The sequence below is a fragment of the Limisphaera ngatamarikiensis genome, assembly GCF_011044775.1.
Classification (GTDB): domain Bacteria; phylum Verrucomicrobiota; class Verrucomicrobiia; order Limisphaerales; family Limisphaeraceae; genus Limisphaera; species Limisphaera ngatamarikiensis.
The window spans coordinates 110,543-136,329 of the sequence record NZ_JAAKYA010000042.1 but is presented as its reverse complement, the minus strand read 5'-3'; the positions used below and the strand labels follow the sequence as shown (position 1 = coordinate 136,329).

The window sequence follows — 25,787 nt, the reverse complement described above, 5'->3', positions numbered from 1 at the left end:
GTTGAGCGGTGTGCTGGGTCCATTGACCCGGCCGGGGGCGGAGCCCGATAACGTGTTGCCCAACGGGGGGGGACGCATCCGGCTCAGGGATGAGCTGGGCGCGGTGTTGTTGGAGGTGAATTACGATGACGAGCCGCCCTGGCCGGTTGCCGCCGACGGAGCCGGGCATTCCCTGGTGCTGGCGCGCCCCTCGTACGGCGAGGATGACCCGCAGGGGTGGCGGGCCAGCGATCGTGTGGGCGGTTCCCCCGGAGGACCGGACGCGACCGTGGTGCATCCCTGGCGCACGGTTCTGATCAACGAGGTTCTGGCCCATACCGATGCGCCATGGTTCGATTTCGTCGAGTTGTTCAATTACGGCACGAACGCGGTGGACCTGAGTGGATGTGTGCTCACGGATGATCCGGCCACGAACAAGTACCGGATTGCCGCGGGCACGGTGATTCCGCCGATGGGCTGGTGGGTGGCGGATGAAATCCAGCTCGGTTTTGCCCTGAGTGCCGCCGGAGAGACGGTTTACCTGCTGGCGCCAGACGGTTCCCGGGTCATTGACGTGCTGCGGTTTGGCGCCCAGCAAAACGGCGTGGCCCTGGGACGATTCCCGGACGGCGCGCCGGAGTTTCGTCGTTTGCAACAACCCACCCCCGGGCAGGCCAACGCGCAACCCCTGTTGAGCCCGGTGGTCATTAACGAGGTGTACTACCATCCGATTACGGAAAACGACGATGACGAGTTCGTCGAGCTCTACAATCGGAGCGCGCAGGTCATGGACCTGGGCGGTTGGCGATTGCGGGGCGGCATCAGTTTCAACATCCCGCGGGGGACCACTTTGTCGCCCGGCGGTTACCTGGTCGTGGCCAGAAAGGCGGCGCGGTTCCGGGCCCTGCATCCGGAGCTGGATCCCGCGATTGTCCTGGGCGATTTCTCCGGTCGTTTGGGCAATCGCACCGATACCATTCGCCTGCAGATGCCGGATGACCTGGTTTCGACCAATGAGTTCGGGGTGGTGATCACCAACAAGATTCACATTACGGTTGAGGAGGTGACCTATCGGGACGGGGGTCGGTGGGGCCGTTGGGCCGACGGCGGGGGGAGCAGTTTGGAACGCACGGACCCCCGGATGGACGCCCGTCTGCCGGCGGCGTGGGTGGACAGTGATGAGACGGCAAAGTCCGATTGGACCGTCATTGAGCACACCGGGGTTCTCGACCTGGGTGGTATGGCGCCCCCCAATCAGATCCAGATCCTCTTGTTGGGTGCGGGCGAGTGTTTGGTGGACAACGTGGAGGTGATCCCCCAAGGGGGCGGCAACCTTGTGCCCAATGGAACGTTTGACACCGGAGCGGACGGCTGGTTCTGGCAGGGCACTCACCAGGACACCCGATGGGAACCGCAGGGGGGATATCAGGGTGGCTGTCTGCGGATTGTGGCCTCCGATCGGGGCGACACTGGGGCCAACCGCGTGCGCGCGCCGCTGAGCCAGAGCTTGAGCCCGGGTAGTGTGGTGACCCTCCGGGCAAGGGTTCGCTGGTTGAAAGGCCATCCGGAAATCCTGTTGCGCTTATGGGGGAACTGGCTGGAGGCCACGGGTCCCACCCTCACCACCGCCGCGATGGGCACACCCGGGCGCGCCAACACACGTTCGGCGACCAATGTGGGTCCCTCCATCACGGAGGTGCGGCACTGGCCGGTACTGCCGGCCGCCGGCCAGACCGTGACGGTGGTGGCGCGGATTGAGGATCCGGACGGCATTGCCGGTGCGGTGTTGCGGTATCGGGTGGACCCCGGAACGAACTGGATGAACGTGCCATTGAGCTATCGGGGTGGGGGCTGGTTTTCTGCCGATATCCCCGGACAACCCCTCAACACCCTGGTGGCATTTTACCTGGAGGCGTATGACGGGGGCAGCCCGTCCCGGAGCCGTCGGTTTCCCGAGGATGCACCCGAACGAGAGTGCCTGGTGCGGTTTGGCGACCCGCCGTCTGCGCCAAGGCTGGCGAGTTACCGGATCTGGATCACGCGGAAAAACCTGGACCGGTGGGCAACGCGGGAAAAGCAGAGCAACCATCCCCTGGACTGCACATTTGTATATGCGGACAGTCGTGTGGTTTACAACGCCGGCACCCTGTACAGCGGCAGCCCGTGGCATACGCCGGGTTACAGCGGGCCGTTGGGCAACCTTTGTGATTACGAGTTGAACCTGCCCAAGGACGATCTCGTTCTGGGGACCGACGATTTCGTTCTGGCCACGGTGGGAAATCTCCAGAGCGATCCAACCTACCAGGGTGAGCAAACGGCCTTTTGGATCAGCCGCAAACTCGGGGCGCCGTATTTGCACCGGCGACACATCCGGCTGTTCCTCAACGGAGTGCAGCGGGGCAATGTGTACGAGGATGCTCAACAGCCCAACCGGGACGTGGTCTGGCAATACTTCCCCAACGACGACGCCGGGAGCCTGCACAAGATTGAGGATTGGTTCGAGTTCGATGACTCCGGCGATAACAAACTGGGCAATGTGGACGCGACGTTGGAGAATTTCACCACCAGCGGCGGCGTCAAGAAAACCGCCCGGTACCGATGGAACTGGCGGCCGCGGGCGGTCCGGGAATCGGCGAATAACTTCACGAACCTGTTTACACTGGTGGACGCCATGAATGCCGCCCAGCCCGAGCCGTACCGCTCCAGCGTGGCCACGTTGGTGGACGTGGAGGAGTGGATGCGCATCCTGGCGATGGAGCGCATTGTGGGCAATTGGGACAGTTACGGCTTCGCCCGCGGCAAGAACATGTACGCCTACAAGCCGCAGCAGGGGCCGTGGGTCCTGTTGCCCTGGGATATTGACTTCGTATTTCACGTGGGTGGTACCGGCCCTGACCAGGCGCTTTTCGGCAGTAACGAGCCGGTGTTGGACCGGTTCCGTAACTTTCCCGAGTTCCAGCGGGCCTATTGGCGGGCGTTTGAGGACGCGATTGCCGGGCCGCTGGCGGCCACCACGTTCGCCCAAAGGGTCGATAGAGTTTATAACGGATTGGTGGCGGCGGGTGTGGGACCGGCTTCGCCGCAAGGACTGAAAGATTACGCGGCCGCACGGCGAAATTACATCCTCGGACAGCTGGTTCAGGTGGCGTCTCCGTTCAGCCTGAGCACGCCGGCTTCGTTTGTTACCAATCGCAACCTGATCACGATCAGCGGCAAAGCCCCCATTACGGTGGCGAAGATCACGGTCAACGGGGTGCCCATGCAACCCACCTGGACCACGGTGACGAACTGGACCTTGCGCCTGGCTTTGAATCCCGGGCTGAACGAACTGGTCATCGAGGGCTGGAACAACAAGGGACAACCCGTGGCCGGCACCTCGAATCTGCTCCGCATCACCTTCAACGGCACGGTCGAGCCGCCCCAGGGTCGTGTGATCATCCACGAGATCATGTACAATCCGGCGGTGCCGGGGGCGGAGTTTCTGGAACTCCGGAACATGGCCACCAACACCGCCTATGACCTGTCGGGGTGGCGTGTCAGTGGGCTGGACGCAACCCTGCCGGCGGGTACGATCCTGGAACCCGGCGGCTATCTGGTCCTGGTGCGGGACCCCGATGTGTTTGCGCGGACGTACGGCCTGCACATCCCCATTGCCGGGGTTTTTCAGGGGAGTTTTGACCGCGGCGGCGAGCGAATCGCATTGATGCGGCCCGGGTCGACGCCGGATCAGGACGTCATCATTGACGAGGTGACCTACGACGACGATCCGCCATGGCCGACGGCGGCCGATGGGCTCGGCCCGTCGTTGCAGTTGATTGACCCGCGGCAGGACAACGACCGCGTGGCCAATTGGGCCGCGGTGGTACCCGCCACCAACCTGCCCGCCCCGGTCACCGTCGTGGATTGGAGTGCGTCGTGGCGTTACAATCAGACCGACAACCTCGACGGTGTGACCTGGATGAGCCCGACGTTTAATGACTCGGCATGGCCGATAGGTGCGGCGGTGTTGGCCGACGAGGATTGCGGTTGTCTTCCCGAACCGATTCGCACGCCGCTGGCCGATAACAGTGGTCGGACCGCTTTCTACTTCAGAACACGCTTCGTTTACACCGGCCCCACAGCCGGCGTGCAATTGCGGCTGAACACGCTGGTGGACGACGGCGCAGTGGTTTACCTGAACGGACAGGAGCTGTTTCGAATCGGCATGCCCGAGGGCACGCCCTCGTATGCGACCCCGGCGAACCGAGTGGTGGGCGACGCGGTCGTGGAGGGGCCGTTCATCCTGCCCGCCTCGGCCCTGGTCCAGGGCACCAATGTGCTGGCCGTCGAGGTTCATCAAAACAGTCCCTCCAGCAGTGACGTGGTCTGGGCCATGCAGTTGGAGGTGGTACCCTCGGGCGGTGGGGCCGGGCCGGCCCTGGCGACTCCGGGTGGGCCCAACTCGGTGGAGACGACCCTGCCGGCATTTCCGACCCTCTGGCTCAATGAAATCCTGCCATGGAACAGCGCCGCAGTCACCAACGCCATCCGCGACGGCGCGGGTGATTACGATCCATGGCTGGAGATTTTCAATGCCGGTCCGGCACCCGTGAGCCTGAACGGGCTTTATCTCACGACGAATTATGCCGAGCCCACGCGCTGGGCGTTCCCCGCGGGCGCCGTCCTGCCGGCCGGCGCGTTTGCCATCGTATGGCTGGACGGTGAGCCGGGCGAGTCCACCGCCACGGAATGGCACGCCAATTTCCGGGTCAGTCCGGGGGCCGGCCAGGTGGCGCTGGTGCAGGTGGCCGGTGGCCGCACCAACGTGCTGGATTATCTGAACTATTCCGTGGCCAGCGTGGGACGCAGTTACGGCAGCTATCCCGATGCCCGCATCAGCGGGCGCCGAATTTTCACCATTCCCTCGCCCGGCGCGTCCAACAGTCCGGCCGCCCTGCCGGTGCCCGTCTTCATCAATGAATGGATGGCCGACAATGCGTCCACCCTGGCCGATCCTGCTGACGGCCAGTACGAGGACTGGTTCGAGCTCTACAACGCGGGCGATTTGCCGGTGGACCTCGGCGGATACTACCTGACCGACAACCTGACCAACCGCTTTCAATTCCGCATCCCTGACAACGGCCAGTACGTGATTCCGCCGGGCGGCTACCTGTTGGTGTGGGCCGATAATGAACCGGGGCAAAACCGGAGTGACCGCCCGGACCTCCATGTCAGTTTCGCTCTGAGCAAGGCGGGAGAAGCCATTGGCCTGTACGGGCCTGATGGGACCTTGGTGGACGCAATCACCTTCGGTCCGCAAACCACCGATGTTTCGGAGGGGCGCTTCCCTGACGGCAGCGGCAACGTGGTTCGATTCCGTGAACCCACGCCACGCACGGCCAACCGATGGATTGTGACGAACCGGCCGCCGGTGCTTGATCCGCTCCCGGACCGGGTGGTGGACGAGGGGCAATTGCTGACGTTTATCGCCACGGCCACCGATCCGGATGTGCCGGCCCAGGCCCTGAGATTCAGTCTGGAGCCCGGCGCTCCCGAGGGCGCCACGATTACGACGAACGGTGTGTTCAGCTGGTTGCCCTTGGAGGCGCAGGGACCGGGGGTCTACGCCATTGCGGTGCGCGTGACGGACGACGGTTCACCACCGCTGAGTGATGTGCGGTCATTCCACGTGACGGTCCGCGAGGTCAATGATCCGCCCCAAATGCTCCCGTTGCCGGCCATGACCCTGCCGGAAATGCAGCCGTGGAGCTACGTGGTGCAGGCCACCGATCCGGATCAACCGGCGCAGGTACTGACCTTTTCGCTCGATCCGGGCGCTCCTGCCGGTTTGACCGTGGACCCGCAAACCGGGCGGCTCAGTTGGACACCGACCGAGGCGCAGGGACCGGGCACGTATTTTGTGACCGTGCGCGTGACGGATAATGGCGAGCCACCTGCGAGTACCACGCAACCGTTGACCCTGACCGTCGTGGAGGTCAATCAGCCTCCGGTCTTTCTGCCCCAGGCCGACCGCACCGTGCGGGCCGGGCAAACCGTGGAGGTCATCGCCCAGGCGACCGACGCGGACCTGCCGCCACAGGGACTTGTCTTCGGCCTGTTGAGCGCGCCGGCCGGCGCCACGTGGGATTCCGGGACGGCCACCTTGCGATGGCGGCCGCGCGTGGCTGACGGGGGACAAAGTGTTGAGGTGCGATGGTTTGTGCGCGACGACGGCTCGCCCTCGCTCAGCGCGACCCAGAGCTTCAGAATCACCGTGCTGCAGCCGGCCCAGCCGGGCTTGCGCGTCCTGGGTTGGGGTGGGCAGGGCCCGAGTTTCGAGATTACCGGGGACGAAGGCCCGGATTACATCGTGGAGCGGTCCGGGGATTTGGTGGGAGGAAGTTGGATGCCGGTGGCAACGAATGCGGCGGCGGTTCCTCCGTTTGTGTGGACGGACACCAATCCACCGCCGGCACGGGCTTATTATCGCGTCCGACTGGCCCCGTGAGCGGGCCGGTGGCTGGAGCGGCAGGGGGCAATCGGCCGGGCAGGGATTCAATGGCTCCGGGGCCCGGAACGAGGCTTGCTTTGGGTCGGTGGGGGCCCGGGATTCATGCGGGACCTTCCGTGGACGGTTCCGATCGGGCCGTGCTTTCCGGCGGGGCTTCCGCGGCATCCGAAAAGGGTTGCAGACCGTGGATTTCGTCTCCATCCCGATGCCAGATCTGGAGGATATCCCATTCGCCCTTTTTGAGCTTTTGGAATGCGTCCGGGAGGCGGCGGCGGGTCAGGCGATAATCGCGCACACCGGAGGCGTCACAGGCCAGGATGAGGGCGTGAGGCTTGTAGACGCGGGGCCGGCCCAGAACGCGCACGCTGCCGGCAGGTGCCCGGGGTGCCGGTCGTTGATCCAACACCAGATAACTGACGGGCAGGCTCCGCAGGTCGATGTTCATTTCGTGGGCAAACCGGCCCCAGAACGGGTCGGTGTGGACCTCGGGCGGGGATGGGGCGAAATGGTGGCACCAATGCGGTTCGTTTCCGGGCCCGAGGATGCCGCATCGTTCGCGGTGGAGGCAGGGAGCCACCACATGCAGGCGATGGCGCAGGCGTTCACGGATGGCGATCAGGGTCAGGCTCGCCTCGTAGGTGCCGGGTTCCACCCACAGGGTGGCGGTGGCGCGCAAGACCAACGGGAGCAGGGATTCAATCTGCTCGGGGCCGAGCTCGCCCAGGACGTGACTGAGCAACAGAATCGCCGGATTGTCCGGGATGCCCGCCTCAACCGCCAGGCCGGGATACTTCTGGCGGGCGCGTTGGACGGCGAAATTGCGTGCCAGCGCGGAACGATCCCAGTACCAGAGTCGCGTGACGTTGTGGGTGCCGTGATGGTCCAGGAATGCCCGCGCGGCCACGCCGGTGCCACAGCCCCAATCGAGGATTTCGCCGGCGGGTGGTTGCCAGCCGCGGCGCCGGAGTTCGTCCAGCACAAAGTCCCATTTCCATCCGATGCGCTGGGCGAAGGTGGCGTCGTAGCTGGTCAGTTCGGTTTCGCTGTGCCAGTAATCCCGCACGGGCGGCCGCGCCTCCAGGAAAACCGTGCGCAGCCGTTGCAATGCATGCCAGTTCACTTCCGGCAGGGAGTTCATACGGATGCGTCTGCGCGATCGGTCGTGGGAGAGCCGTTCAGCAACGGATCCAGCGCATGGTGCTGGATTCCGAAGGTCTCCTTCAGTTGCAGGATGCGTTCGCGCCTGGCCGGGTCGCGGAAGGGCGGTCGGACGCGGATGGCGGATAAGAGGAGGTTCATGGGCGTGTGTTCGGACTCGATGAATTCCACCACGCGGACCTTGTAACCGGCCCATTCCAGGAACAGAACGCGGAGGGCATCGGTCAACCAGGTGGCGAACCGCCCGGCGAGCAAACCGTGGCGCAGGACCGGTTGCCAGAGCGGGGGCGGTCGCAGCTGGGGGCGCAACTGGTGATGACAGCAGGGGGCGACCAGGAGGAGTCGTGCCCCGTATCGGATCCCGCGCAGGAGGGCGGCGTCGGTGGCGGTATTGCAGGCGTGCAGGGCCATGAGGATGTCGCAGCCCGGCAGATCCACCGTGGCGATGTCGCCGGGGACAAAAGCCAGGCCCCGGGCGCCGATCCGGTCGGCCACGGCCTGTACGCTCCGGACCAGTTCGGGTCGGGCTTCGATCCCGAAAAGTTGGACCGGGTGATGTGCTTTGCGTGTCAGCAGGTGCCACAGCGCGAAGGTGAGGTAACCCTTGCCGCAACCGGCGTCCACGACCGTGAGTGTGCGGGTCGATGCAGGCCCGGGGGAAGCTGTCCCGGGAACGGCCGTTGGGGCGGTGGTGGTTGCGGGCAGCCATCCGCAATGCTGCAGCTGATGGGCGGCAATTTCGAGGAACCGCTCGATCTGGCGGTACTTGTCGGCGGCCGACGGTTTGGGGCGGCCGGATGCGTCCACCAGGCCCAGGGCGAGGAGCCAGTCCCGGGCGGATTCGTCCAGCCAGGTGGTGTGGGGTTGATCGTGAGTGCGCGGTGGCGGCGCGGTTTGGGAGGGGGGATGACCGACCACTCGGGGGCCGTCGCTGGTTGTCATCCATTGCCAGTCTCTCGTGGTGGTGGCCAGATAGGCTGTCTTGGGCGTGCGCATCAATTCGGCACGCAGCCACGCCAGGGCTTCCGGCAGCGGGAGGTTCCAGGTGCGGTCCTGCCGTGCGTGTTGGGCGGTGATGGAAAGGTGGGGTTGCCCGCGCAGCTCGATGCAGCGGGTTACGATGCGCCGGGGCGGGTCCGTCTCCGTGGACGACGCCGACGGACGCAGCACAAGCCGGACAAAGGTGCCGTCGTCCAGACTTTGCCGCACCAGGTCACAGAATCGTTCTGTGGCCGGATTGCTCATGAGGCCGCATGACCGGATCAACATGCCCGGGGACGGGCATGGGGCGCAACACGGTCCCGCAGGTCCTCGCCCTGCGGTTCTTGTCTGTCCAAGCAGCCCCGCCCGGGCCGACCTTGTGGCTGCCGGACTTGGACCGAAAGACGGTCTGCGTTAACAGGAAAGGTGCGGGCCAGTCCGAGGGGCCCGGGCTGGAATCCGGGTTGGCGCGGGCGGATGGTTGAGTACCATGACGGCAGGGTGGCCGGATGAATCAAGCCGCGCGGCAACTGAATTGGCACGCAAGCCGGACTCGGACCTCGCCGGTGATGGGATGGAGACGGCGCCTCCGTGGTGGGGCGACCGGACAGCTTTTCCCTCGTCTGCCGACGGCGGCTCGGAGCGGCTTGTTCCGATGGTTTCTGTTGTGGTTGTGCGTTTCGGGGCTCCCGGGGGTGGCGCATCCGGCGGGGCAGGGTACCGCGGTATCCCGGGTATTGGATCCGGAATGGGGTGTGGGTGCGTGGATTTGGGATTCGCGGTGCGAGGACAAACAGACCTGCAGGTTTTGGCGGGCTTTGGACATTCCCGACGGTGCTGTGGTGACGCGGGCCCGACTGCGGATCACGGCCGACAACGGCTATCGACTGTTTTTGGATGGCCGGGAAGTGGGGCGGGGCAGCGATTGGCGAAGCCTGACCGAGTATGATTTGACCTGGCTGTTGCGACCGGGCCGGCACGTTCTGGCCGTGGAGGCATTCAACGACCGGCTGGAGGCCGGGGTGCTGGCGGGGCTGCGCATGACCTTTCTGGACGGAGGGGAAGTGGAGGTTGGCACCGACACCAACTGGTGGGTTGTACCGCGCGACGAACGTGGTTGGGAACGGCGGCGCCGGCCGGGGCCGGACTGGCGGCCGGCCGTGGTGGTGGGTGCGTTTGGGTCGGCACCATGGACCACGCGGCCGCTGGCAGTGGTACAGGTGCCGGCGTTGCGGCCGTTGACTCTGCCGTTTTGGAAGCAGGGCTGGTTTCAGGCGGGGTTGTTGGCGGTGTGCCTGGCAGCCGTGGGCGTGAGCCTCCGCCTGATGGCCCGGCTGGCATGGCACCGGCACGCGGAGGATTTGCTGCACCGGGAACGGATGCGGATAGCCCGGGACGTTCACGACGAACTGGGCGCCGGGCTGACCCAACTCGTGTTGTTGGCGGAGGTTACGCGCAGGGAGGCCGAGACGGGCGGGCCCGTGCGGGAATCGCTCCAACAACTGTGCAGTCGGGCGCGGGCCCTGGCGGCTGCCCTCGACGAGGTGGTCTGGGCCATCAACTCTCGTCGCGACACCCTTCAGGACTTTGTGAATCACACGTGCAAGTATGCCGGGGCGTTCCTGGCAGGGGCGGGAATGCGATGTCGGTTGGACATTGCTCCGAATCTGCCGGCGCTGTCGTTTGCGCTGCCGACCCGGCGCAACCTCTTTCTGGCCGTCAAGGAGGCGTTGAACAACGCCGTGAAATACAGCGGCGCGGCGGAGGTGCATTTGTCCATCCGCTGGACTTCCGAGCAGGTGGAAGTGCGCATTGCCGATGAGGGAAGGGGTTTCGATCCGGCGACGGTGCCGGCCGATCGCAACGGTTTGGTGAACCTCAGACAGCGCATGCAGGAGGTGGCCGGGTCCTGTGAGGTGATTTCGGCGCCCGGCCGCGGTTGTACGGTGGTCTTGCGGGTGCCCCTGCAGCCTTCGCGGGCACGGCTCCGGGGGTTTCCCGGATGTCGGCGCCGCGGGCAGGCCGCGGTTGCGCCGGAGGGTCCAACCCGGGCCGGCTCCGTGGCGACCGTGCGGAATTCGGTCAGTTCGAACCCTTCAGGAGCGACGTGAGGTGGTCATGACGGGCGGCGATCGTGCGGTTCGGCGTCTCCGGGTGGCCCTCGTGGAGGATCAACGCGAGGTACGGGAGAGTTGGGCCCGGCTGGTGGGGTCGTTTCCCGATTTTGAGTGCGTGGCCGCGTGTGCCACGGGGGAAGAGGCCCTTCGCGTCTTGCCGGAGCGGCGGCCGGATGTGGTCCTGATGGACATCTTTCTACCGCGGATGTCGGGGATTGAATGCACCGCCCGGCTGCGGGCCGTGTTGCCGGAGACCAAGATCGTGATTCTGACCGCCTCGGACGATGACGAAATGGTGTTTCTGGCGTTGGAAGCCGGGGCGGACGGATACCTGCTGAAGCGCACAGAGCCGGAGACATTGCGATCGGCGCTGTGGGACGTCATGCACGGAGGTGCTCCGATGTCCAGCACCATTGCGCGCATGGTGGTGGAGTCGTTCCGCCAGAAGGGGCGGGGTGCTGCGGACGTGGTGCGGCTGAGTGCGCGCGAGGAGGAGGTTCTGATGTGGCTTGCGCGGGGATTCAGCAACAAGGAGATTGCCGATCACCTGAACGTGAGCACCGAAACGGTGCGGAGCCATCTCAAGCACATCTATGAGAAGCTGCATGTGCGTTCCCGTGCGGAGGCGGTGGCGAGGTACATGACGGCGCGCATGCCACGCGGCGGGTCCTGATTGCGGGGCCGGGGGAGCGAGGGACGGGGTTCAGGCCGTCGGTGGCGGTGGGGAGGGGGTGCGTCGGGTGAACAGATTTCGAATCACCTCTTCCACAGGGACCTCGCGGATGTCGAGGTCGCGTACGGGCAGGCGGTCCAGCAGGGCCTTGCAGGCGGGAATGACCTGGTCGCGGCGGACGCGGAGTCGGACCAGTGCGGGCCCGATTTCGACCGGTTCACCCCACGGGGTCAGGTCGGCCGGCGCCGGCAACGGGCCGTCCGGATCGCAGCGGATGGTCAGCCATTTGAAGTCCGCGTAGCGCTCCACCACCTCCGCCAGCGGCCCGTCAAAGATGATGGATCCGTGATCGATGATGATCACGCGGGCGCACAATTCCTCGATGTCCGCCATGTCGTGGCTGGTGAGCAGGAGGGTGGTGCCGGCGGTGCGATTGTATTCGCGGAGGAAATCGCGCACGGTCTTTTGCGACACCACGTCCAGTCCCAGGGTCGGTTCATCCAGGAAAAGGACGCGCGGCTGATGCAGGAGCACGGCAACCAGCTCCAGCTTCATGCGTTCGCCCAGCGAAAGTTCCCGGACCACGACGTCGAGTTTGTCCTGGACGCCCAGGCGCTCGGCCAGTTCCCGGACGCGCCGTTCCCATACGCGTCGTTCCAGGCCGTAGATCGCCGCATTGAGGGCAAAGGATTCCCGGGCGGGCAGATCCCACCACAGCTGGTTCTTTTGCCCGAGCAGCAGGGCAAACTGGCGCCGATACCCGTCGGGCCGTTCCCACGGGACATAACCGAGCACGCGCGCGGTCCCGGAGGTGGGGTACAGGAGCCCGGCAAGCATCTTCAGCGTGGTGGTTTTGCCGGCGCCGTTGGGGCCCAGAAACCCGACGAATTCGCCGGGTTCGATGTCGAACGAAATGTTGCGAACGGCTTCGACGGTTTCGTACCGGCGCCGAAACAAACCCCGGATGGCTCCCCAGAAGCCGGGTTCTTTCTTGTGGACCCGGAACGTCTTGGTCAACGACCGCACCTCGACGATCGGCATGCGCAGTAGTATGCGGGGGATCCGTGTACGAGACCATGCAGAAGCCGTGGAGGTCCCGGACTCGTGTCGGTGCCATGGCGGGGTGCGGTGGCGCGGTGGATCCGGGTTGCGGAGGCATCGCGCGGGCTTGGACAGGCCGGGAGCAACCTTTGACGAGGGCCGTGCCGGGAGGTAAGGTAGTGCCGATGTGCCGACCCGCGATCATGAGTTACACGGGGCTCGGGCTTGCGGTGGCCGCGGCTTTTTGGATGGGGTCCGGCCAGGTGGACCGGGTGCGGGCACAGCCCGTACGGCGCGGTCCGCCCATTGAATTTTCGGATCCGCGAGGTGACCTGCTGACGACCAACGCGAATCGCATCCTCCGAGGAGAAGGCCAGTCCAGCCCGCTGGAGGAGCAATTGCGCCCTCAAGCGTCGCCGCTGGAGTTGATGGGCGATCCGCTGCGAAGGGCGCCCCTGCTGCGTCCGCCGCCGGGACCAAGAGTTCAGAGTCCCAGGGTCCGCGAGCTGCTGGAAAGGCAACGCGACTGGCTGCAATCCGGGTCGGATCCGCTGGCCAATCTTCCTTCGTTGGAGGGCGAACGGCGATTGCGGGAGAACCCGCTCGAGACGGAGCGGAGCGACAGGCGGGGAGATGGCGCGTGGGAGCGACCTTCAGGGGCGGACGACAGGAGCGGATGGGGCACGGAAACCGAGCCGGGCCAGGAGGGCCTGCAATCCGATCCCGGCGGGAGGGCAGCCAGGGATGCCCGCACCGAGACGCCGGAGGCGCGGGCGGCGCGCCTCCGAATGGATGAGCTGGAGGCGGCGCTGCGCCGGGATGGAGAGGCGCGCAGCCTGGTACGCCAATTGCCAGGCCTGGCCGACTCGGTGTGGCAGACCCCGGACGAGGTATCGCGAAGGGCCTTTGAAGAACGTCAAAAGGAGGCGCGAAATCAAAGGTTGCAGCAGTTCCGGGCCGGCCTGGATGCGGTGGCGACGGCGCCGCCGGGGGAGTTGGGGTCGGTCATGTCCGGCACCGAAAAGAGGGGCGCCGCGGGGGCAGCCTCGACCGGGCTGGCGCCGTTGTGGTTGAAACCGATGCTGGATCCTTTGGGCGTGGGTGGGGCCGGTGCTTTGACGGGTCGGTCGGGGCCTGGATGGGGCACGGGCGGTGGGGCGTCTGAGACCACGCCGAGCAGGTTGCCCGGTGCTCAGGCGGCCTCTCCGCTGACAGCGCCGTCGGGGGGCGGGCTATCCTCACCGCTTTCGACGCCTCCTGCGCCGGCGACTCCCAGGATCCGCGGGCCCAACATGTCCTCGCCATTTACGGAAATCCCCAAGCGCCCCGGGATCTGACATCGGACGTTCGGGTCATCCTGAGGTCCAACGGGTGCGTTGGGTTGTTTGCGGATCTGGCGCATCTCCCAGCGAAATGCCCCACGCGCCAACGCACTGGGTTCTTCGAGTACCCGTCCATGGGTTCAGCACGGCCCACAGTGGGGGGCGTCGGTGGGGCAAGGACCGGCTGGACCGCTTCTGTGCGGGCGCGTGGAGTTTGCTGGGACTTCCGAGCGCGGTGGCGGCGCACGTTCATTCAGGCGGGAGCCTTGCGGTCCCATTGGGCCTGCCTGTGTACCACCCTGAAGAGGTCGGGCCGTGCAGAGCGGATGGGCTTTCGCCAGCGCGTCGCACAGGCATCGGAGAGGCGGGACGCGGTTCACATACGCCCGGCTAGAGCGTCATGGTCCGCGGCCGGTTCGGGATGTGCAGGACGTGAGACGAACCCGACGGTTTGGCACCGCCATGGTGTCCGGCTGCACTCAAGGGCGGGCAGGCATGCCCGGCCCACGTCGCCACGTCGTCCTTCAAACGGGATGCCCGTGCCGGCGCTTTGCGCCGCATCCAGCCCGGCTCCGGCACGTGATCAACGCCTGGTTTCGTTTCCCGGCTCAGAGAAGTTTGGCCAGCAGTTCGTCGTTGGTTTTGTGTTTGCGCAGGGCTGCGATGAGGGTTTCCATGGCCTCCACGGGGTTGAGGTCCACCATCATGCGGCGCAGCTTGCGCACGGCTTCGATCTGGTGTTTGGGGAAGAGCTTTTCCTCTTTTCGAGTGCCGCTCCGGGGGATGTCGATGGCCGGGAAAATCCGGCGGTCCGCCAGTTTCCGATCCAGGACCAGCTCCATGTTACCGGTGCCCTTGAATTCCTGGAAAATCAGTTCGTCCATGCGGGAGCCGGTTTCAACCAGGGCGGTGGCGATGATGGTGAGGGATCCGCCGCCCTCGATCTTGCGGGCGGAAGCGAACATTTTGCGGGGGACTTCCAGGGCGCGTGCATCCACGCCGCCGGTCATGGTCCGGCCGCTGCCGCCATGGACACTGTTGTAAGCGCGGGCCACACGGGTCAGGGAATCGAGCAGCACGAACACGTCCTTGCCACATTCCACCATGCGGCGGCAACGCTCGATCATGAACCGGGACAGGCGCACGTGGGTTTCGAGGTCCTGATCGTTGGAGGAGGCGACCACCTCGGCCTTGACCGAGCGCTGGAAGTCGGTCACCTCCTCGGGGCGCTCGTCAATCAGCAGGACCACCACGTAAACCTCCGGATGATTGGTGGTGATGGCGTTGGCGATCTGTTTGAGGATGGTGGTCTTGCCGCTGCGCGGCGGGGCCACGATGAGACCGCGGGTACCCTTGCCAATGGGCGTCACCAGATCAATGACGCGCGTCTCGATCATGTCGGGCGTCGTCTCCAGCTTGAATTTCTCGATGGGATCGATGGTGGTGAGGTTTTCGAACCGGACCAGCTTCAGGTATTCGGAGAAGGGCAGGTCGTTGACCTTCTCGACCGCCTTCAGCTGGGGATTGCTGCCGCGATGAGGCGGCTGCAACGGCCCGGCCACCAGACATCCTTCGCGGAGGAAGTGGCGCTTGATGGTGTCCGGCGTCACAAAGATGTCGGTGGGCTTGGGTTGGAAATGGTTCTGCGGCGAGCGCAGGAACCCGAAACCCTTCTCCGAGATTTCCAGATAGCCGGAGCCGTAACTGGGTGTGTTCCCACTGTTGTTGTTGCTCATACCGAATTCGATGATGTCACAGGTCCGGGAAAACCGTGCACCGCCTCCTCGGGGTGCCGCGCCTTGGAAAAGCGCCCTTGGGAATCTGCCGTGCCGAAGAGCGATGGAACCCAACCATCGCTGCGGCCCACAAGACCTACGACGTCACTACTATTGGCCCGGCGCCGCGCATCATGCAACAGAAATTTTCATGAAAGGACGCTTTTTCCTGGAGCGACCGGTGTCCGCGCCCGCTGGGCGGCCGCTGCGCGTGCCTGCCTTTACAGCGGCGGGTGACCACCGCAGCATGGGCGGGTGCTGGTACGTTGTGCAGCCCGCAGTCTCGGGCCGGCTGTGATGGCGGATCGTCGCCGGAGCCGGCTCGTAGAAACCCGCCGGGGTTCGCGTGGTGTCCGGGCCCCCGGGTGGTTGTGGATTTTGCCGTGGCTTCTCGTGTGTGTGCCCGCCGGCCTGTCCGGTGCGGAACTGCACGTGGGGCCGGGGTTTGCATGGGACGACCCGGCAGCCGCTGTGGCTGCGGCACGCCCAGGGGACGTTGTGGTCGTTCATCCCCGGCCCGGCAACGCGCCCTATCGGGGGGTGGCTTTGCGGGTGCGGCAGCCCGGGCTGGTACTGCGGGGTGTTGCCGGACCCGGACTTCACATCCCTCTGAGCGGCGCGGATGCGCGTTTGTCCGGGGAAGGTCCGCACCCGCGGGCGGTTGTGCAGTTTGATCCCGGCGCAGATGGCGCCCTGTTGGAGGGTTTTTGTTTGCAAGACGCCCGAAATTCGGATGGCAACGCGGCGGGTGTCCGGGTCACGGGGGCGCGCGAGGTGGTCATTCGAGATTGTGTGATCCGGGACAACGACATGGGAATCATGTCCGACGGGGGCGGGGTGTCGGATGGGGCCCGCGGCCTGCGCATCGAACGCTGCGTCATCACCGGCAACGGGAGTGAGCGGAACGCAGGTTACTCGCACAATCTGTACCTGGGCGGGGAGGAGGCCGTGGTGATCGGATGTCGGATCAGTCACGCGCGGACCGGGCACAATCTGAAAAGCCGGGCGCACCGGACACTGGTTCTGGGATGCGGGTTGTTTGAGGCTGCGGAGCGGGAGCTGGATCTGGTGGACGCAGCCGGGTGGACCACCCGGGAGGGCAGCGATGCATGGATTGCCGGGTGCGTGATCGTCAAGGCCCGGAACACCGCCGGTAACCGTGGTGTCATTCATTTTGGCCGGGACGGAGGCCACGATCGGACCGGCCAGTTGCGATTGGTTTACTGCACGATTGTCACTCCTTATGCCGCGCCGGTGGTGCTGCTTTCTTCGCCGGGTGCGTCCGCGTGGCTGGAGGGGAACGTGTTTGGTGATGCCGGTGCGTTTGTGGGGGCGAGGCGTCTGGGAATGGCCCAGGGCGGTGCACTTGAGGGTGCGTTGCGGGGCCGGAACAACTGGGTGGCTGCTGATTATGCCGCGCTGTTGCCCCCGGGTTTGAGCGGCACCTGCACGGGCGGGCCGGGACAGACCCATGCGTGGCGGGATCCGGATCGGTGGGATTACCGGCCGGCGCGGCCGGTGCCCGGAATTACGGACAGCGGGGACGAATGTGCAGGGGCCCTGGCTGTGGTGGACGGGTTGCATTTGGTGGAGTTTGTCCCGCCGGTGGGCTGGCGCCTCAGGCCATGCGACGGGCGGCTCGATCTGGGCGCCTTCGAAATGTCCATCGAACCTTGAAAGCCCGGCTTTCCTTGCCGGGTCGGCGCCGATTTCGATCGGGAGGATGGCTGGGATCGGCCATCCGGGTGGGTCGGAGCCTGTGCGCGCCGGGTCTCACACCTCCTTGACGATGCCCCAATAGACGTCAAGGCGCTTGGTGAGATAGAGCTGGATGGCGCGGAGCAACGTGCGGGCTTCGTGTTTGCGTCCCTCCTCGATGATCTGCTGAAGGGTCATGCCCGGTTTTACCGGGAACGCGCTCTGGGCGATGATGGGACCCTCGTCGAGGTGCATGGTCACGAAATGGGCCGAGACCCCGACGATTTTGACGCCGCGCTCGTAGGCCTGGCGATAGGCTTGCGGGCCGGGGAAACTGGGCAGGAGTGAAGGATGGATGTTGATGATCTTGTTTTTGTAGCGCCAGACGAAGTTGGGCGAGAGGATCTTCATAAACCGCGCCAGCACCACAAAGTCGGTTTGATGTTCGTCGAGCACGCGCAGTGCCTCCTGCTCGGCGCGGTTGCGGTCGTCCCACGGGATGTGAACGAAGGGCAGCCCGTGGGATCGGGCCAGGGGTTCAAGCTCCGGCCGGTTGCCCACCACCACGACGGGATCGGCCCTGCGAAGTTTTCGCGTTTTCCAAGCCTTGAGGATCGCCTCCAGGCAGTGGGGTTCGCGGGTTACCATGATGGCCATGCGCTGGGTCCGGTGGGGTTCGGTAAACCGCAGCGTGATCTCCATTTCCAGCTCGCGCGCCAGTTCGGCGAGGCCTTGGCGTACCGCCGTTTCGTTGAGCTTCTTTTCCGGCCACGATGCCTGGAGGGTCATGCTGAACTGTCCGCGGGTCACCTGTTCCTCCAGTGCCTCAATGTTGGCCCCTTGGTGAAAGAGGAAGTTGGTGATCCGGGCGATCACTCCGGTTTTGTCCCGGCCGATGACCGTCACGGTGGCAAAGCGTTTCATGGGGCCACAATTCACACCACGTCCGGCCCGGCAGGCAACCATAAATCCACCCGATGAAGCGGATTCGACGCCGCCGTGGCCCGGGATCGGGCGGGCCATGGTCCGTCTCGGGTGGCGCTGCTGTCGGGCGGCGTTGGATCCGGATCCTCGGGGCCGGTGCTTGCCCGTTCGTGGGCGTGCCGTTACAACCGATCCGTGCAACCGATGTCTGAAGCGCGGCTTGGAGTGTTGGGTTCGGGGACCGGGACCAATTTTGTCGCCATCGCCGAGGCGTGTGCGGCGGGGCGGATTCCGGCCCGTGTGGCCCTGGTGTTGAGCGATGTGCCGGACGCCGGCATCCTGGCGCGGGCACGCGAGCGTGGAATCCCAGCACGGTATATTCCGCCGGGGCCGTTTCGGACGAAGCTGGATGAGGCGGCCGAGCGCGCGTACGTGAGCGCCCTGCAGGAGGCCGGTGTTCAGTGGGTGGTGCTGGCCGGGTTCATGCGGGTCCTGAAATCGGTGTTCCTCCGGGCTTTCGAAGGCCGTATCGTCAACATTCATCCATCGCTGTTGCCGTCGTTCCCCGGCCTGGCTGCCTGGCGTCAGGCATGGGAATACGGGGTCAAGGTTACCGGGTGCACGGTTCATTTTGTGGATGCGGGAGTGGATTCCGGGCCGATCATCGGGCAGCAGGCCGTGCCGGTGCACGATGACGACACGCCGGAAACGCTGCTGCAGCGCATCCATCAGGCCGAGTACGAACTTTACCCGCGTTGTCTGGCTGCCTTGGTCCGGGGCGAACTCGAAGTGCAGGGGCGCCGCGTTTTGTGGCGTCGGCCGGCCAAGGAACCACCCGGTCATGGCTGAGACCGGAGGTCGGCGTGGAAACGCGTCTGATCCCGCCCGGGGCAGGATGAACAGGTCCGCGACAGCCGGGGAGCAACGGGGGGCGCCTCGAGATGGCGATCGGGCGCGCCAGATCCTCCTGGGTCTGGTAGCGGGTGTGTTGCTCGGTTTGGCGGCCCGGGCGTTGGGGCGGTGGGAACCGGGCTGGTGGCCCGTTTGCGAAGCGGTGAGCCGGCATGTGTTGGAACCTCTGGGGCAGGTGTTTCTCCGGCTGCTTTTGCTGGTGGTGGTGCCTTTGGTTGGAGTATCGGTGGTGAGCGGCGCATTGGAGCTCGGCAGGGGGCAGCGCTGGGGTCGGTTGACCACCAGCACCTTCGGCTTGTTCGTGATGAACATGGCGGTGGCGGTGGGGTTGGGGCTGCTGGTCATGAATCTCTGGGCGCCCGGCCGGGGATTACCCGGAGAAGCCGTCCGGCAGTTGTACGAGGGCGGCACCATCCAGTCGGATCGCTCGTGGGAGGCGCGGCGGCCGGAGCTCACACCGGGCATGTTGCTGGAGATGCTGCTTCCGCGGAATTGGCTCGGGGCGGTGGTGGATTTTCAGATCCTCCCGCTGATCACGTTCGCCCTGTTGTTCGGCTTTGCGGCCCGGTCACTGCCCGGAGAGACCGCGGAACGGGTGCGCACGATGACGAACGACCTGGGCCGCGTGCTGTTCCGCATGGTGGAGGTCACCATGAGGCTGGCTCCGGTGGCGGTGGCCGCACTGATCAGTGCGGCGGTGCTCCGGGTGGGGCCGGATTTGCTGGCGATGTTGGCGGGCTTTGTGGCGGCGGTGATGATCGCCATGCTGTTGCACCTGGGGGTTCTGGCCCTTTGGGTGCGTCTGCTGGGGGGACGTTCCCTGACGGGGTTTTACCGGGCCGTACGGCTGGCCCTGATCACGGCGTTTTCCACAAGCTCCAGCGCCGCGACGTTACCCACGAGCCTGGCCGTGGCCCGGGACCGGCTGGGCGTTCATCCGGGTACGGCGGGGTTTGTCCTGCCCTTGGGGGCCACGCTGAACATGAGCGGCACGGCCTTGTACGAGGGGTGCGTGGTGCTGTTGGTAGCGCAAGTGCACGGGGTGACCTTGTCGTGGATGGACCAGGTGACGCTGTTGGTGTTGGCGGTGCTCGGGGCGGTGGCCGTGGCCAGTGTGCCGGGCGCTTCCCTGCCGGTGATCATGGGGTTGCTGGCGCAGTTCCGACTCCCGCCGGAGGGGGTGATGCTGGTTCTGGGTGTGGACCGAATCCTCGACATGGCACGGACCACCCTGAACGTGGCGGCCGATCTGGTCACGGTCTGCATTGCCGACCGCGTGGTGGGGCCGGGGCGGGTGGCCGGGGAGACTCAAACGGCCGGGGAAGGTTGACCGCGATGTTCCGGGACCGACTTTTTCATGGGCGTGCCCCGTTTGACGGCAATAGGATTGACGGGTTGGCCGGGCAGGGCGTTGACTGGGGGCATGCAACGCATCTGGACCGTGGTTCTGTTGGTCTTGATGGTATGGGGGACGGTTTCCTGCGCGAGTTTCAAGGGGCGGCAGGCGGGGTCTGCGAAACAGCCCGTGTTGACCCCTGACCTGCGATTGACGGGGACGGTGGTCTCGGTGAATCCGGTGGGGCGTTTTGTCGTTTTGCGGTTTCCGGGGGGGCGGCTTCCGGCAGTGGGCCAACCCTTGGCCGTATATCGCGATGGGTTGCGGGTGGGAGAGCTGAAGGTCACGGGCCCGCAGCGGGAGGAGCACATTGTGGCTGATATCACGGCGGGCGAAGTGCGCGTGGGAGACGAGGTACGCTCAAACTGAACCATTGTGCGGGGCAGCTGCGGGCAGTCGGCGGTGTTGCTGCGAGCCGCTCGGGCCAACGCCGGACCCGCAGGCACCCGGAGAAGCAGTGTGATTGCCGCCGTGCAAGCGGGGCCGTTTTCGGCAGCAGACCCGAGGTGCCGGGGAAGGATCCAGTTCACGGGGCCGGCCGCAGGCCGCGTTGTTGGAGCCTGGCCAGCAGCCACTCGTAATCAGCGGCGATCTGATCGGGGACTGCGACGGTGCGTTCCTCTGCCGGGAGTATGTCCCAGGTTTGGATTTCGATCTCCAGGTGCCGGCACAGGCCGGGATCGGTCGCCACCTGGTCCATCAATGTTTCCACATGATCCTGCGTGAGGAGAAACCATTCTCCATCCGGGGTGTGAAGCGGTGCATGAAGATGGAGCCGGCACTCCACCGCCGGCAGGCTTTCGCGCGCGGCGCGTTTGGCCTCTGCCAGGTTCCGGAAAATGATTCGTTGCCCGTCGGGCATCCAGGCCACCACGTGGTGTTGGTACTCGGTTTCCTGCAGGGGCTCAAGAAACTGGCAGATCTCGGGGCAGGGACAAATCCGCGGGACCACGCCGAATTGGATTTTGCCCAGTTTGATATGGGCCTCGCGAAAGCAGGCCAGCACTGCGATCGGGTCCTCGAATTCGACGGCGAAATGGGCTGCGTCGTAGGCCACGGTGAGGAATTCAATGAGCCGCGAATCGTTCATGTGTTCGCAGCGGAAGGTGTGGAAGAACTCCAGGATTTCGCCGCTGGTTTCCAGCAGACAATGGGGCGTGGGTTCCAACGCCAGTCGGATCATGCGCCCGGTGCGTTCGCGGGTTCGGTCGAGGTGCTCGATGCACTGCCACAGATGCGTGCGGATCAGGGCCAGTTCCTCGGGTGCATAGAAGGCGCTTTTTACACCGCCGGGCAGGGTGCTGATGGTGCCCTCGACGTCCGGAGGCAACAACTGCACCAAAAGATCGCACAGCAGATTTGTGAACGCGGTTCGCTCCGGCGAGGTCCAGTCGGGCACAAAGACCCGCGGCGGAGCCAGCCGATCGCGAAAGTGACCGCACGGAAAACTGTGGATGCTGAAGACGTAGGCGCCGTGCCGATCCAACCATTTGCGAAAGGCGCGCATCTGGTCCGGGTGGCTCAGTTCCCGGGCGGCGCGCCCGCTGAGTCGCAGGCTGATTCCCATGGGGCGGTCGGGACAGACCCGGGCCCGGATTGGCAGCCAGTACTGTTCCAGCCGGCCCAATGTTTCGGCCCACGAATCCCTGCGGTAAAGGTTGCTGCAGTGGGCCAGGTGCAGGCCGTGCATCAGTTTCATGGTGTCCCACGGGAACCATACGCCCGTTTGGCACCGCGGCCAAGGGCGGGGTTATCAGATCTCCACCGTGTGCCAACCCGCCGGTCCGATTGAAGGAAGACGCGCCCCTTGGGACAGGGCCGGGGGTAGAGGCGGGAAGCGCATGGACGCGGACGCTCCGCGAAGGCGTTGAACCCGGGGTAAACCTCCGCCCGGGGGTCAAGGCGAGCTGCGAAACCCTGGAGGCGGCGCGGCGCGTAAGGTCACCTGCATCCGCACGGGCGGTTGGCCCGGCGCCCCGAAGGTGTGCTGGAGCGGGTGAAATTTGGAATGCCACAGGGTGCGATGGTAACGCGCCAGGTTACCTGACAGGACCGGTGCCGGCTCGTGCGTCGGGCCCGCTGGACGCAAGGGTTTTGGGAGGGGTGGGCGGGGTTGCTGCCGGTATGCGCGGCAAGTTCGGGCTTCTTGCGCCTGATGTGGGCCATCGTGTGTGGAGGCGGCGTCTGGCATTTTGACACAGGGCTGCAGGCAGCCAGGAACAGGCACCCCACCGCGTCAGGACGCGGGCATGCCCCGGTCGCCCCAGAGCGGACTGGCTTTCAGGCGGTTATGTCGGATGCACTCGACGTACCGCGGTGGCTGGCCTAGGCTGCCGGGTCGATGGATGTGAATCAGCTGATTGATGGCCTGATTTTTTACATCGGCCTGTTGGTGCTCCTGACGTTCCACGAGTACGGGCACGCGTGGATGGCCCTGCGATGCGGAGACGACACGGCCAAGCTGCAGGGACGTTGCTCGTTGAACCCGCTGGTACACATGGATCCGATTGGCACGGTGGTGCTGCCGCTGTTGATGATTTTCCTGCCCGGTGCGGGACAGTTTCTTGTGGGCTGGGCCAGGCCCGTGCCGGTCAACCCGTATAATCTGAGGCACCCGAACCGTGATCAGATCCTGGTGGCCATGGCCGGACCGGCCATGAACGTGGTGTTGGCCGTGGGCCTGCTCGGGCTGGCGCGGATTTGCGAGCTGGTTGGTTTCGCAGGCCTGATCGAATTGCTTGCCCGGATGGCCTGGTTGAGCCTGCTGCTCTGTTTCTTCAATCTGATTCCGATTCCGCCATTGGACGGCTCGTACCTGATGCGGCAACTGACCGGGATGTCGCACGAAACTTATCACCGGATTGCCCAGTACGGCTTTCTCATCGTGATTCTTGTCCTGCAGGTCCCCGTGGTCCGGCGTCTGTTGACGGACGTGACTCACTTCTCCTGGGTAATGATCGCGACCGTGTTTGGTCTGGGGGGGTGAGGAAGCAGCGCCAAGGGATGCCGGTTGCCCGATTGTTTTGCGCTGCGCCGGCGCCAATCAGGCCGGAGGGCACCCACCCAGTTAATGCGGGGAGCGCGCTGCTTCCGGGTCCAGAAGCTCTCTCCGGTCCATATTTACCGCTGGGCAGTCCAGTGTGATTGGCACCTCCGTGGCTGTATTGCACCGGGCGGCCGGGACGAAGGGTTGAAGATTGCCTTCTTTTGGACGGGCGGCCCGAATGAAGAACCCGAGGGGGCGCCAACACACCTGCTGTGGCTGCGCGGCACAGTTTCATGTGCGGGGGCGCAGGTGCTGGGTCTGGAGGGGACTGTGCAAGAAACGGCTTGTGCGGTCAGCCGCCCGGATTGACCAATGCCTGCGCACGGCGTTTCAAGTCTTCGTTGGCGGTGAGGGAGATGACCCGCTGCACCGCAAGCTGGACGGGTTCCGGAAGGGGCTGTTGGCCGGCGGTTTTGCACAGGCGCTCCGCCACGTTGAGGAGAGCGGCACAGGCTGCATCGCGGGTCTCTGTGGAGTCGAGAAACGGCTTCACCAAGGTAACGACCTCGGGGGTGGACAATCCGCCCACGGCGGCCAGGTAGAGGTGCGCCATGGAGGTGCCCTCGACAAGGCGGGACGCCTGTCGGCACATGGCCAGTCGCTGTTCGGCGTTCAGTTCCGGGTCTGCGGCCCATTGGAGGTAACGCCGCAGCGCATTTTCGCGGCGGTCCGCTTCGGGGGCTTCCCGGGCCAGGAGCAGCAGGGCCTCGGTTACTTCGGGCGAGCGCCATTGCAAAAGGGCCTCGAAAGCCGCGGCGCGAAGTTCCTGCGGACCGGTGCGCACGGTCGCCAGGCTATAGCGCAACGCGCGGTCGCCTCCGAGCTGGGCAAGCACTCCGTAGAGGACCGGGGCCTGAGTGGGCCCGGTGCCGGCCAGTGCGGTGAGCACGCCTTCCGTTTCTTGCGGACCGGCACCGATGCGTGTGGCGAGGGCCAGGAGGGCTTGGCGGGCGGCATCGAGGTCCTCCCGCTCATTCAGGTGCCGCACTTCCGTCAAAAGCCAGTTCCACTGCATGCGGTTGCCCAGCTCGCCGATCAAGCGAATGGCAGCCAGACGGACCTCCGGGGCCTGGGTTCGGACCATGCGCTGAAGCCGGGGCAGTGCAGCGGCCAGCCGGCGGCGTCGGACCAGGTCCAGGCCGGCCAACTGTCGGGCCGGGTCATCGGCATCCAGCAGCGAGAATATGGCCTGTTCGGCTGCGGCGCCGGGCAGGGCCGCCAGGCCGGAGCGGGCGGCTTCGCGCAGCTCGGGTTCGGCGTGGTACGCCCACGGGACCAGGGCCGTGGCGGCACGAGGATCGCCCAGCCAACCGAGCCCTTGGATGGCTGTGACCCGCACACGCGGGTCGGGATGGTTGGTGGCCTGGAGCAGGAACGGCAGGCCGGCCGGGTCGCCACGAAAGGCCACTGCTTGGAGCACCGGAAGAGACAGGTCGGGTGGCAGCAGGGATGCCGCCTCGCCCAGGGCCCGTGTAACCGATTCACCCGGCAATTGTTGCGCGGCTGCGAGGGCGGCCTCGACCCGGAGAGGGTCGCCGGAACGCAGGCATTCGCTGAGCAGACGCACGTCCCTAGGGCCTTGCATCAAGATCCGGCCCTGCAACGCGGCGAATCGAATGTGAGCCGGTGCGACGCCCGAGGCTTCCAGACCTTCATAGATCCGCAAGGCCGGTTTCCACTGCCCTGCTTGGTGGAGTCGGTGCGCCGCCCGTAGCAGGGCTTCACCGAGGGTGGCGCGCACGTCTGGTGCGGCGGTTTCCCAAATGGTCCAGAGTGCCCGGACCGCTTCAGGAGTCGCCACCTCGCCCAGGGCAAGGGCGGCGGCGCGCCGAATCTCGGGCGAGGGAGAGGTCAGGTGTCGCGCAAGCAAGGGAACGGCGGCCGTGTCGCGTCGGACTCCCAGCGAGGTCAAAAGCCCGGCCAGGACCGGACCCTCGGCCCCATGCGCTGCCTGACGGAGTGCTTCGTTGACCGCCTCACCCGGTACGGGTTCCAGGGCGTACCGGGCCATATGGGAAAGCTCGGCGTTGGTCAACATGGGTGCCAGTGCGGGCAGGGCGCGGACCGATCCGATCCGGGCCAGCTCGCGGCAGGCGTCCATGCGGGCCTTGAGGTCGGCGTCCGGGGCTTGAAGCCGGGCGCAGAGTTCTGTTTCCCGGGGGTCGGGCCGGGACTGCGTTGGCGGGGCGGCGACAGGGCGGGTCCTGCAGCCACCGGCGAGGGCGCCGGCTGCGATGAGGGAGGTGAAGACTCGAAAAAGCCGGGTCGAGTTCAT

At 65.6% G+C, this 25,787-nt stretch carries 16 protein-coding genes; 9 read left to right on the top strand and 7 right to left on the bottom strand.

Annotated elements, in window-relative coordinates; genetic code table 11:
- Positions 1–10: 10 nt before the first annotated feature.
- The gene (locus G4L39_RS06355; RefSeq protein WP_205880830.1) at positions 11–6,466 is read left to right on the top strand and encodes a lamin tail domain-containing protein; all 6,456 of its coding nucleotides are present in this window, start codon (positions 11–13) and stop codon (positions 6,464–6,466) included.
- A 103-nt stretch (positions 6,467–6,569) separates the two neighbouring features.
- Here G4L39_RS06355 and G4L39_RS06350 read toward each other — a convergent pair whose 3' ends face one another.
- Together G4L39_RS06350 and G4L39_RS06345 are read right to left on the bottom strand one after the other, a co-directional pair.
- On the bottom strand, positions 6,570–7,607 hold the full coding sequence (locus tag G4L39_RS06350; RefSeq protein WP_165106787.1) for a small ribosomal subunit Rsm22 family protein: 1,038 nt from the start codon (positions 7,605–7,607) through the stop codon (positions 6,570–6,572).
- Positions 7,604–8,872, bottom strand: coding sequence for a class I SAM-dependent methyltransferase (locus G4L39_RS06345; protein WP_205880829.1), 1,269 nt, complete (start codon positions 8,870–8,872; stop codon positions 7,604–7,606). The genes G4L39_RS06350 and G4L39_RS06345 overlap by 4 nt, the downstream gene beginning before the upstream one ends.
- Positions 8,873–9,363: 491 nt before the next feature.
- On the opposite strand from G4L39_RS06345, the gene G4L39_RS15755 reads away from it, so the two are divergent.
- Together G4L39_RS15755 and G4L39_RS06335 are read left to right on the top strand one after the other, a co-directional pair.
- Positions 9,364–10,719 carry an ATP-binding protein gene (locus tag G4L39_RS15755; protein ID WP_165106784.1) on the top strand — a complete coding sequence of 452 codons (1,356 nt, stop codon included), beginning with the start codon at positions 9,364–9,366 and terminating at the stop codon, positions 10,717–10,719.
- A 7-nt stretch (positions 10,720–10,726) separates the two neighbouring features.
- Positions 10,727–11,398: a response regulator gene (locus tag G4L39_RS06335; protein WP_165106782.1), complete on the top strand. Its 672-nt coding sequence runs from the start codon at positions 10,727–10,729 to the stop codon at positions 11,396–11,398.
- A gap of 30 nt (positions 11,399–11,428) precedes the next feature.
- Here the strand turns inward: G4L39_RS06335 and G4L39_RS06330 are convergent, their stop codons facing one another.
- Entirely contained in the window at positions 11,429–12,439 is a 1,011-nt protein-coding gene (locus G4L39_RS06330; RefSeq protein ID WP_205880828.1) for an ABC transporter ATP-binding protein, read from the bottom strand.
- Between the two features lie 203 nt (positions 12,440–12,642).
- Between G4L39_RS06330 and G4L39_RS06325 the strand changes: the two genes are divergently transcribed.
- Positions 12,643–13,776 carry a hypothetical protein gene (locus tag G4L39_RS06325; RefSeq protein WP_165106781.1) on the top strand — a complete coding sequence of 378 codons (1,134 nt, stop codon included), beginning with the start codon at positions 12,643–12,645 and terminating at the stop codon, positions 13,774–13,776.
- A 593-nt stretch (positions 13,777–14,369) separates the two neighbouring features.
- Here the strand turns inward: G4L39_RS06325 and rho are convergent.
- A complete protein-coding gene (gene rho / locus G4L39_RS06320; protein WP_165106780.1) occupies positions 14,370–15,497 on the bottom strand; it encodes a transcription termination factor Rho in 1,128 nt (375 codons plus the stop codon).
- A gap of 417 nt (positions 15,498–15,914) precedes the next feature.
- Between rho and G4L39_RS06315 the strand changes: the two genes are divergently transcribed.
- A complete protein-coding gene (locus G4L39_RS06315; protein ID WP_165106778.1) occupies positions 15,915–17,213 on the top strand; it encodes a right-handed parallel beta-helix repeat-containing protein in 1,299 nt (432 codons plus the stop codon).
- A 96-nt stretch (positions 17,214–17,309) separates the two neighbouring features.
- Here G4L39_RS06315 and G4L39_RS06310 read toward each other — a convergent pair whose 3' ends face one another.
- Positions 17,310–18,158 carry a formyltetrahydrofolate deformylase gene (locus G4L39_RS06310; protein WP_165106777.1) on the bottom strand — a complete coding sequence of 283 codons (849 nt, stop codon included), beginning with the start codon at positions 18,156–18,158 and terminating at the stop codon, positions 17,310–17,312.
- Positions 18,159–18,362: 204 nt separating this feature from the next.
- Between G4L39_RS06310 and purN the strand changes: the two genes are divergently transcribed.
- From purN to G4L39_RS06295, 3 genes are all read left to right on the top strand, one after another.
- Complete coding sequence (gene purN, locus G4L39_RS06305) at positions 18,363–19,007, top strand: phosphoribosylglycinamide formyltransferase (protein ID WP_165106816.1); 645 nt, start codon at positions 18,363–18,365, stop codon at positions 19,005–19,007.
- Between the two features lie 46 nt (positions 19,008–19,053).
- Positions 19,054–20,400 (top strand): dicarboxylate/amino acid:cation symporter, encoded by a 1,347-nt coding sequence (locus tag G4L39_RS06300; RefSeq protein ID WP_165106776.1) that lies wholly within the window; start codon positions 19,054–19,056, stop codon positions 20,398–20,400.
- A 93-nt stretch (positions 20,401–20,493) separates the two neighbouring features.
- Complete coding sequence (locus tag G4L39_RS06295; RefSeq protein ID WP_165106774.1) at positions 20,494–20,835, top strand: hypothetical protein; 342 nt, start codon at positions 20,494–20,496, stop codon at positions 20,833–20,835.
- 157 nt (positions 20,836–20,992) lie between these two features.
- Here the strand turns inward: G4L39_RS06295 and eboE are convergent, their stop codons facing one another.
- The gene (eboE, locus tag G4L39_RS06290; RefSeq protein WP_165106773.1) at positions 20,993–22,165 is read right to left on the bottom strand and encodes a metabolite traffic protein EboE; all 1,173 of its coding nucleotides are present in this window, start codon (positions 22,163–22,165) and stop codon (positions 20,993–20,995) included.
- A gap of 642 nt (positions 22,166–22,807) precedes the next feature.
- Between eboE and G4L39_RS06285 the strand changes: the two genes are divergently transcribed.
- Positions 22,808–23,452, top strand: coding sequence for a site-2 protease family protein (locus G4L39_RS06285; RefSeq protein ID WP_165106771.1), 645 nt, complete (start codon positions 22,808–22,810; stop codon positions 23,450–23,452).
- A gap of 352 nt (positions 23,453–23,804) precedes the next feature.
- Here G4L39_RS06285 and G4L39_RS06280 read toward each other — a convergent pair whose 3' ends face one another.
- Positions 23,805–25,787 (bottom strand): HEAT repeat domain-containing protein, encoded by a 1,983-nt coding sequence (locus G4L39_RS06280; RefSeq protein WP_165106770.1) that lies wholly within the window; start codon positions 25,785–25,787, stop codon positions 23,805–23,807.

Excerpts from the sequence above, each read along its gene's own strand:
- G4L39_RS06350 (WP_165106787.1), bottom strand. The coding sequence starts at position 7,607 with ATGAACTCCCTGCCGGAAGTGAACTGGCATGCATTGCAACGGCTGCGC.
- G4L39_RS06345 (WP_205880829.1), bottom strand. The coding sequence starts at position 8,872 with ATGAGCAATCCGGCCACAGAACGATTCTGTGACCTGGTGCGGCAAAGT.
- G4L39_RS06335 (WP_165106782.1), top strand. The coding sequence starts at position 10,727 with ATGACGGGCGGCGATCGTGCGGTTCGGCGTCTCCGGGTGGCCCTCGTG.
- G4L39_RS06330 (WP_205880828.1), bottom strand. The coding sequence starts at position 12,439 with ATGCCGATCGTCGAGGTGCGGTCGTTGACCAAGACGTTCCGGGTCCAC.
- G4L39_RS06325 (WP_165106781.1), top strand. The coding sequence starts at position 12,643 with ATGAGTTACACGGGGCTCGGGCTTGCGGTGGCCGCGGCTTTTTGGATG.
- rho (WP_165106780.1), bottom strand. The coding sequence starts at position 15,497 with ATGAGCAACAACAACAGTGGGAACACACCCAGTTACGGCTCCGGCTAT.
- G4L39_RS06310 (WP_165106777.1), bottom strand. The coding sequence starts at position 18,158 with ATGAAACGCTTTGCCACCGTGACGGTCATCGGCCGGGACAAAACCGGA.
- purN (WP_165106816.1), top strand. The coding sequence starts at position 18,363 with ATGTCTGAAGCGCGGCTTGGAGTGTTGGGTTCGGGGACCGGGACCAAT.
- G4L39_RS06300 (WP_165106776.1), top strand. The coding sequence starts at position 19,054 with ATGAACAGGTCCGCGACAGCCGGGGAGCAACGGGGGGCGCCTCGAGAT.
- G4L39_RS06295 (WP_165106774.1), top strand. The coding sequence starts at position 20,494 with ATGCAACGCATCTGGACCGTGGTTCTGTTGGTCTTGATGGTATGGGGG.
- eboE (WP_165106773.1), bottom strand. The coding sequence starts at position 22,165 with ATGAAACTGATGCACGGCCTGCACCTGGCCCACTGCAGCAACCTTTAC.
- G4L39_RS06285 (WP_165106771.1), top strand. The coding sequence starts at position 22,808 with ATGGATGTGAATCAGCTGATTGATGGCCTGATTTTTTACATCGGCCTG.
- G4L39_RS06280 (WP_165106770.1), bottom strand. The coding sequence starts at position 25,787 with ATGAACTCGACCCGGCTTTTTCGAGTCTTCACCTCCCTCATCGCAGCC.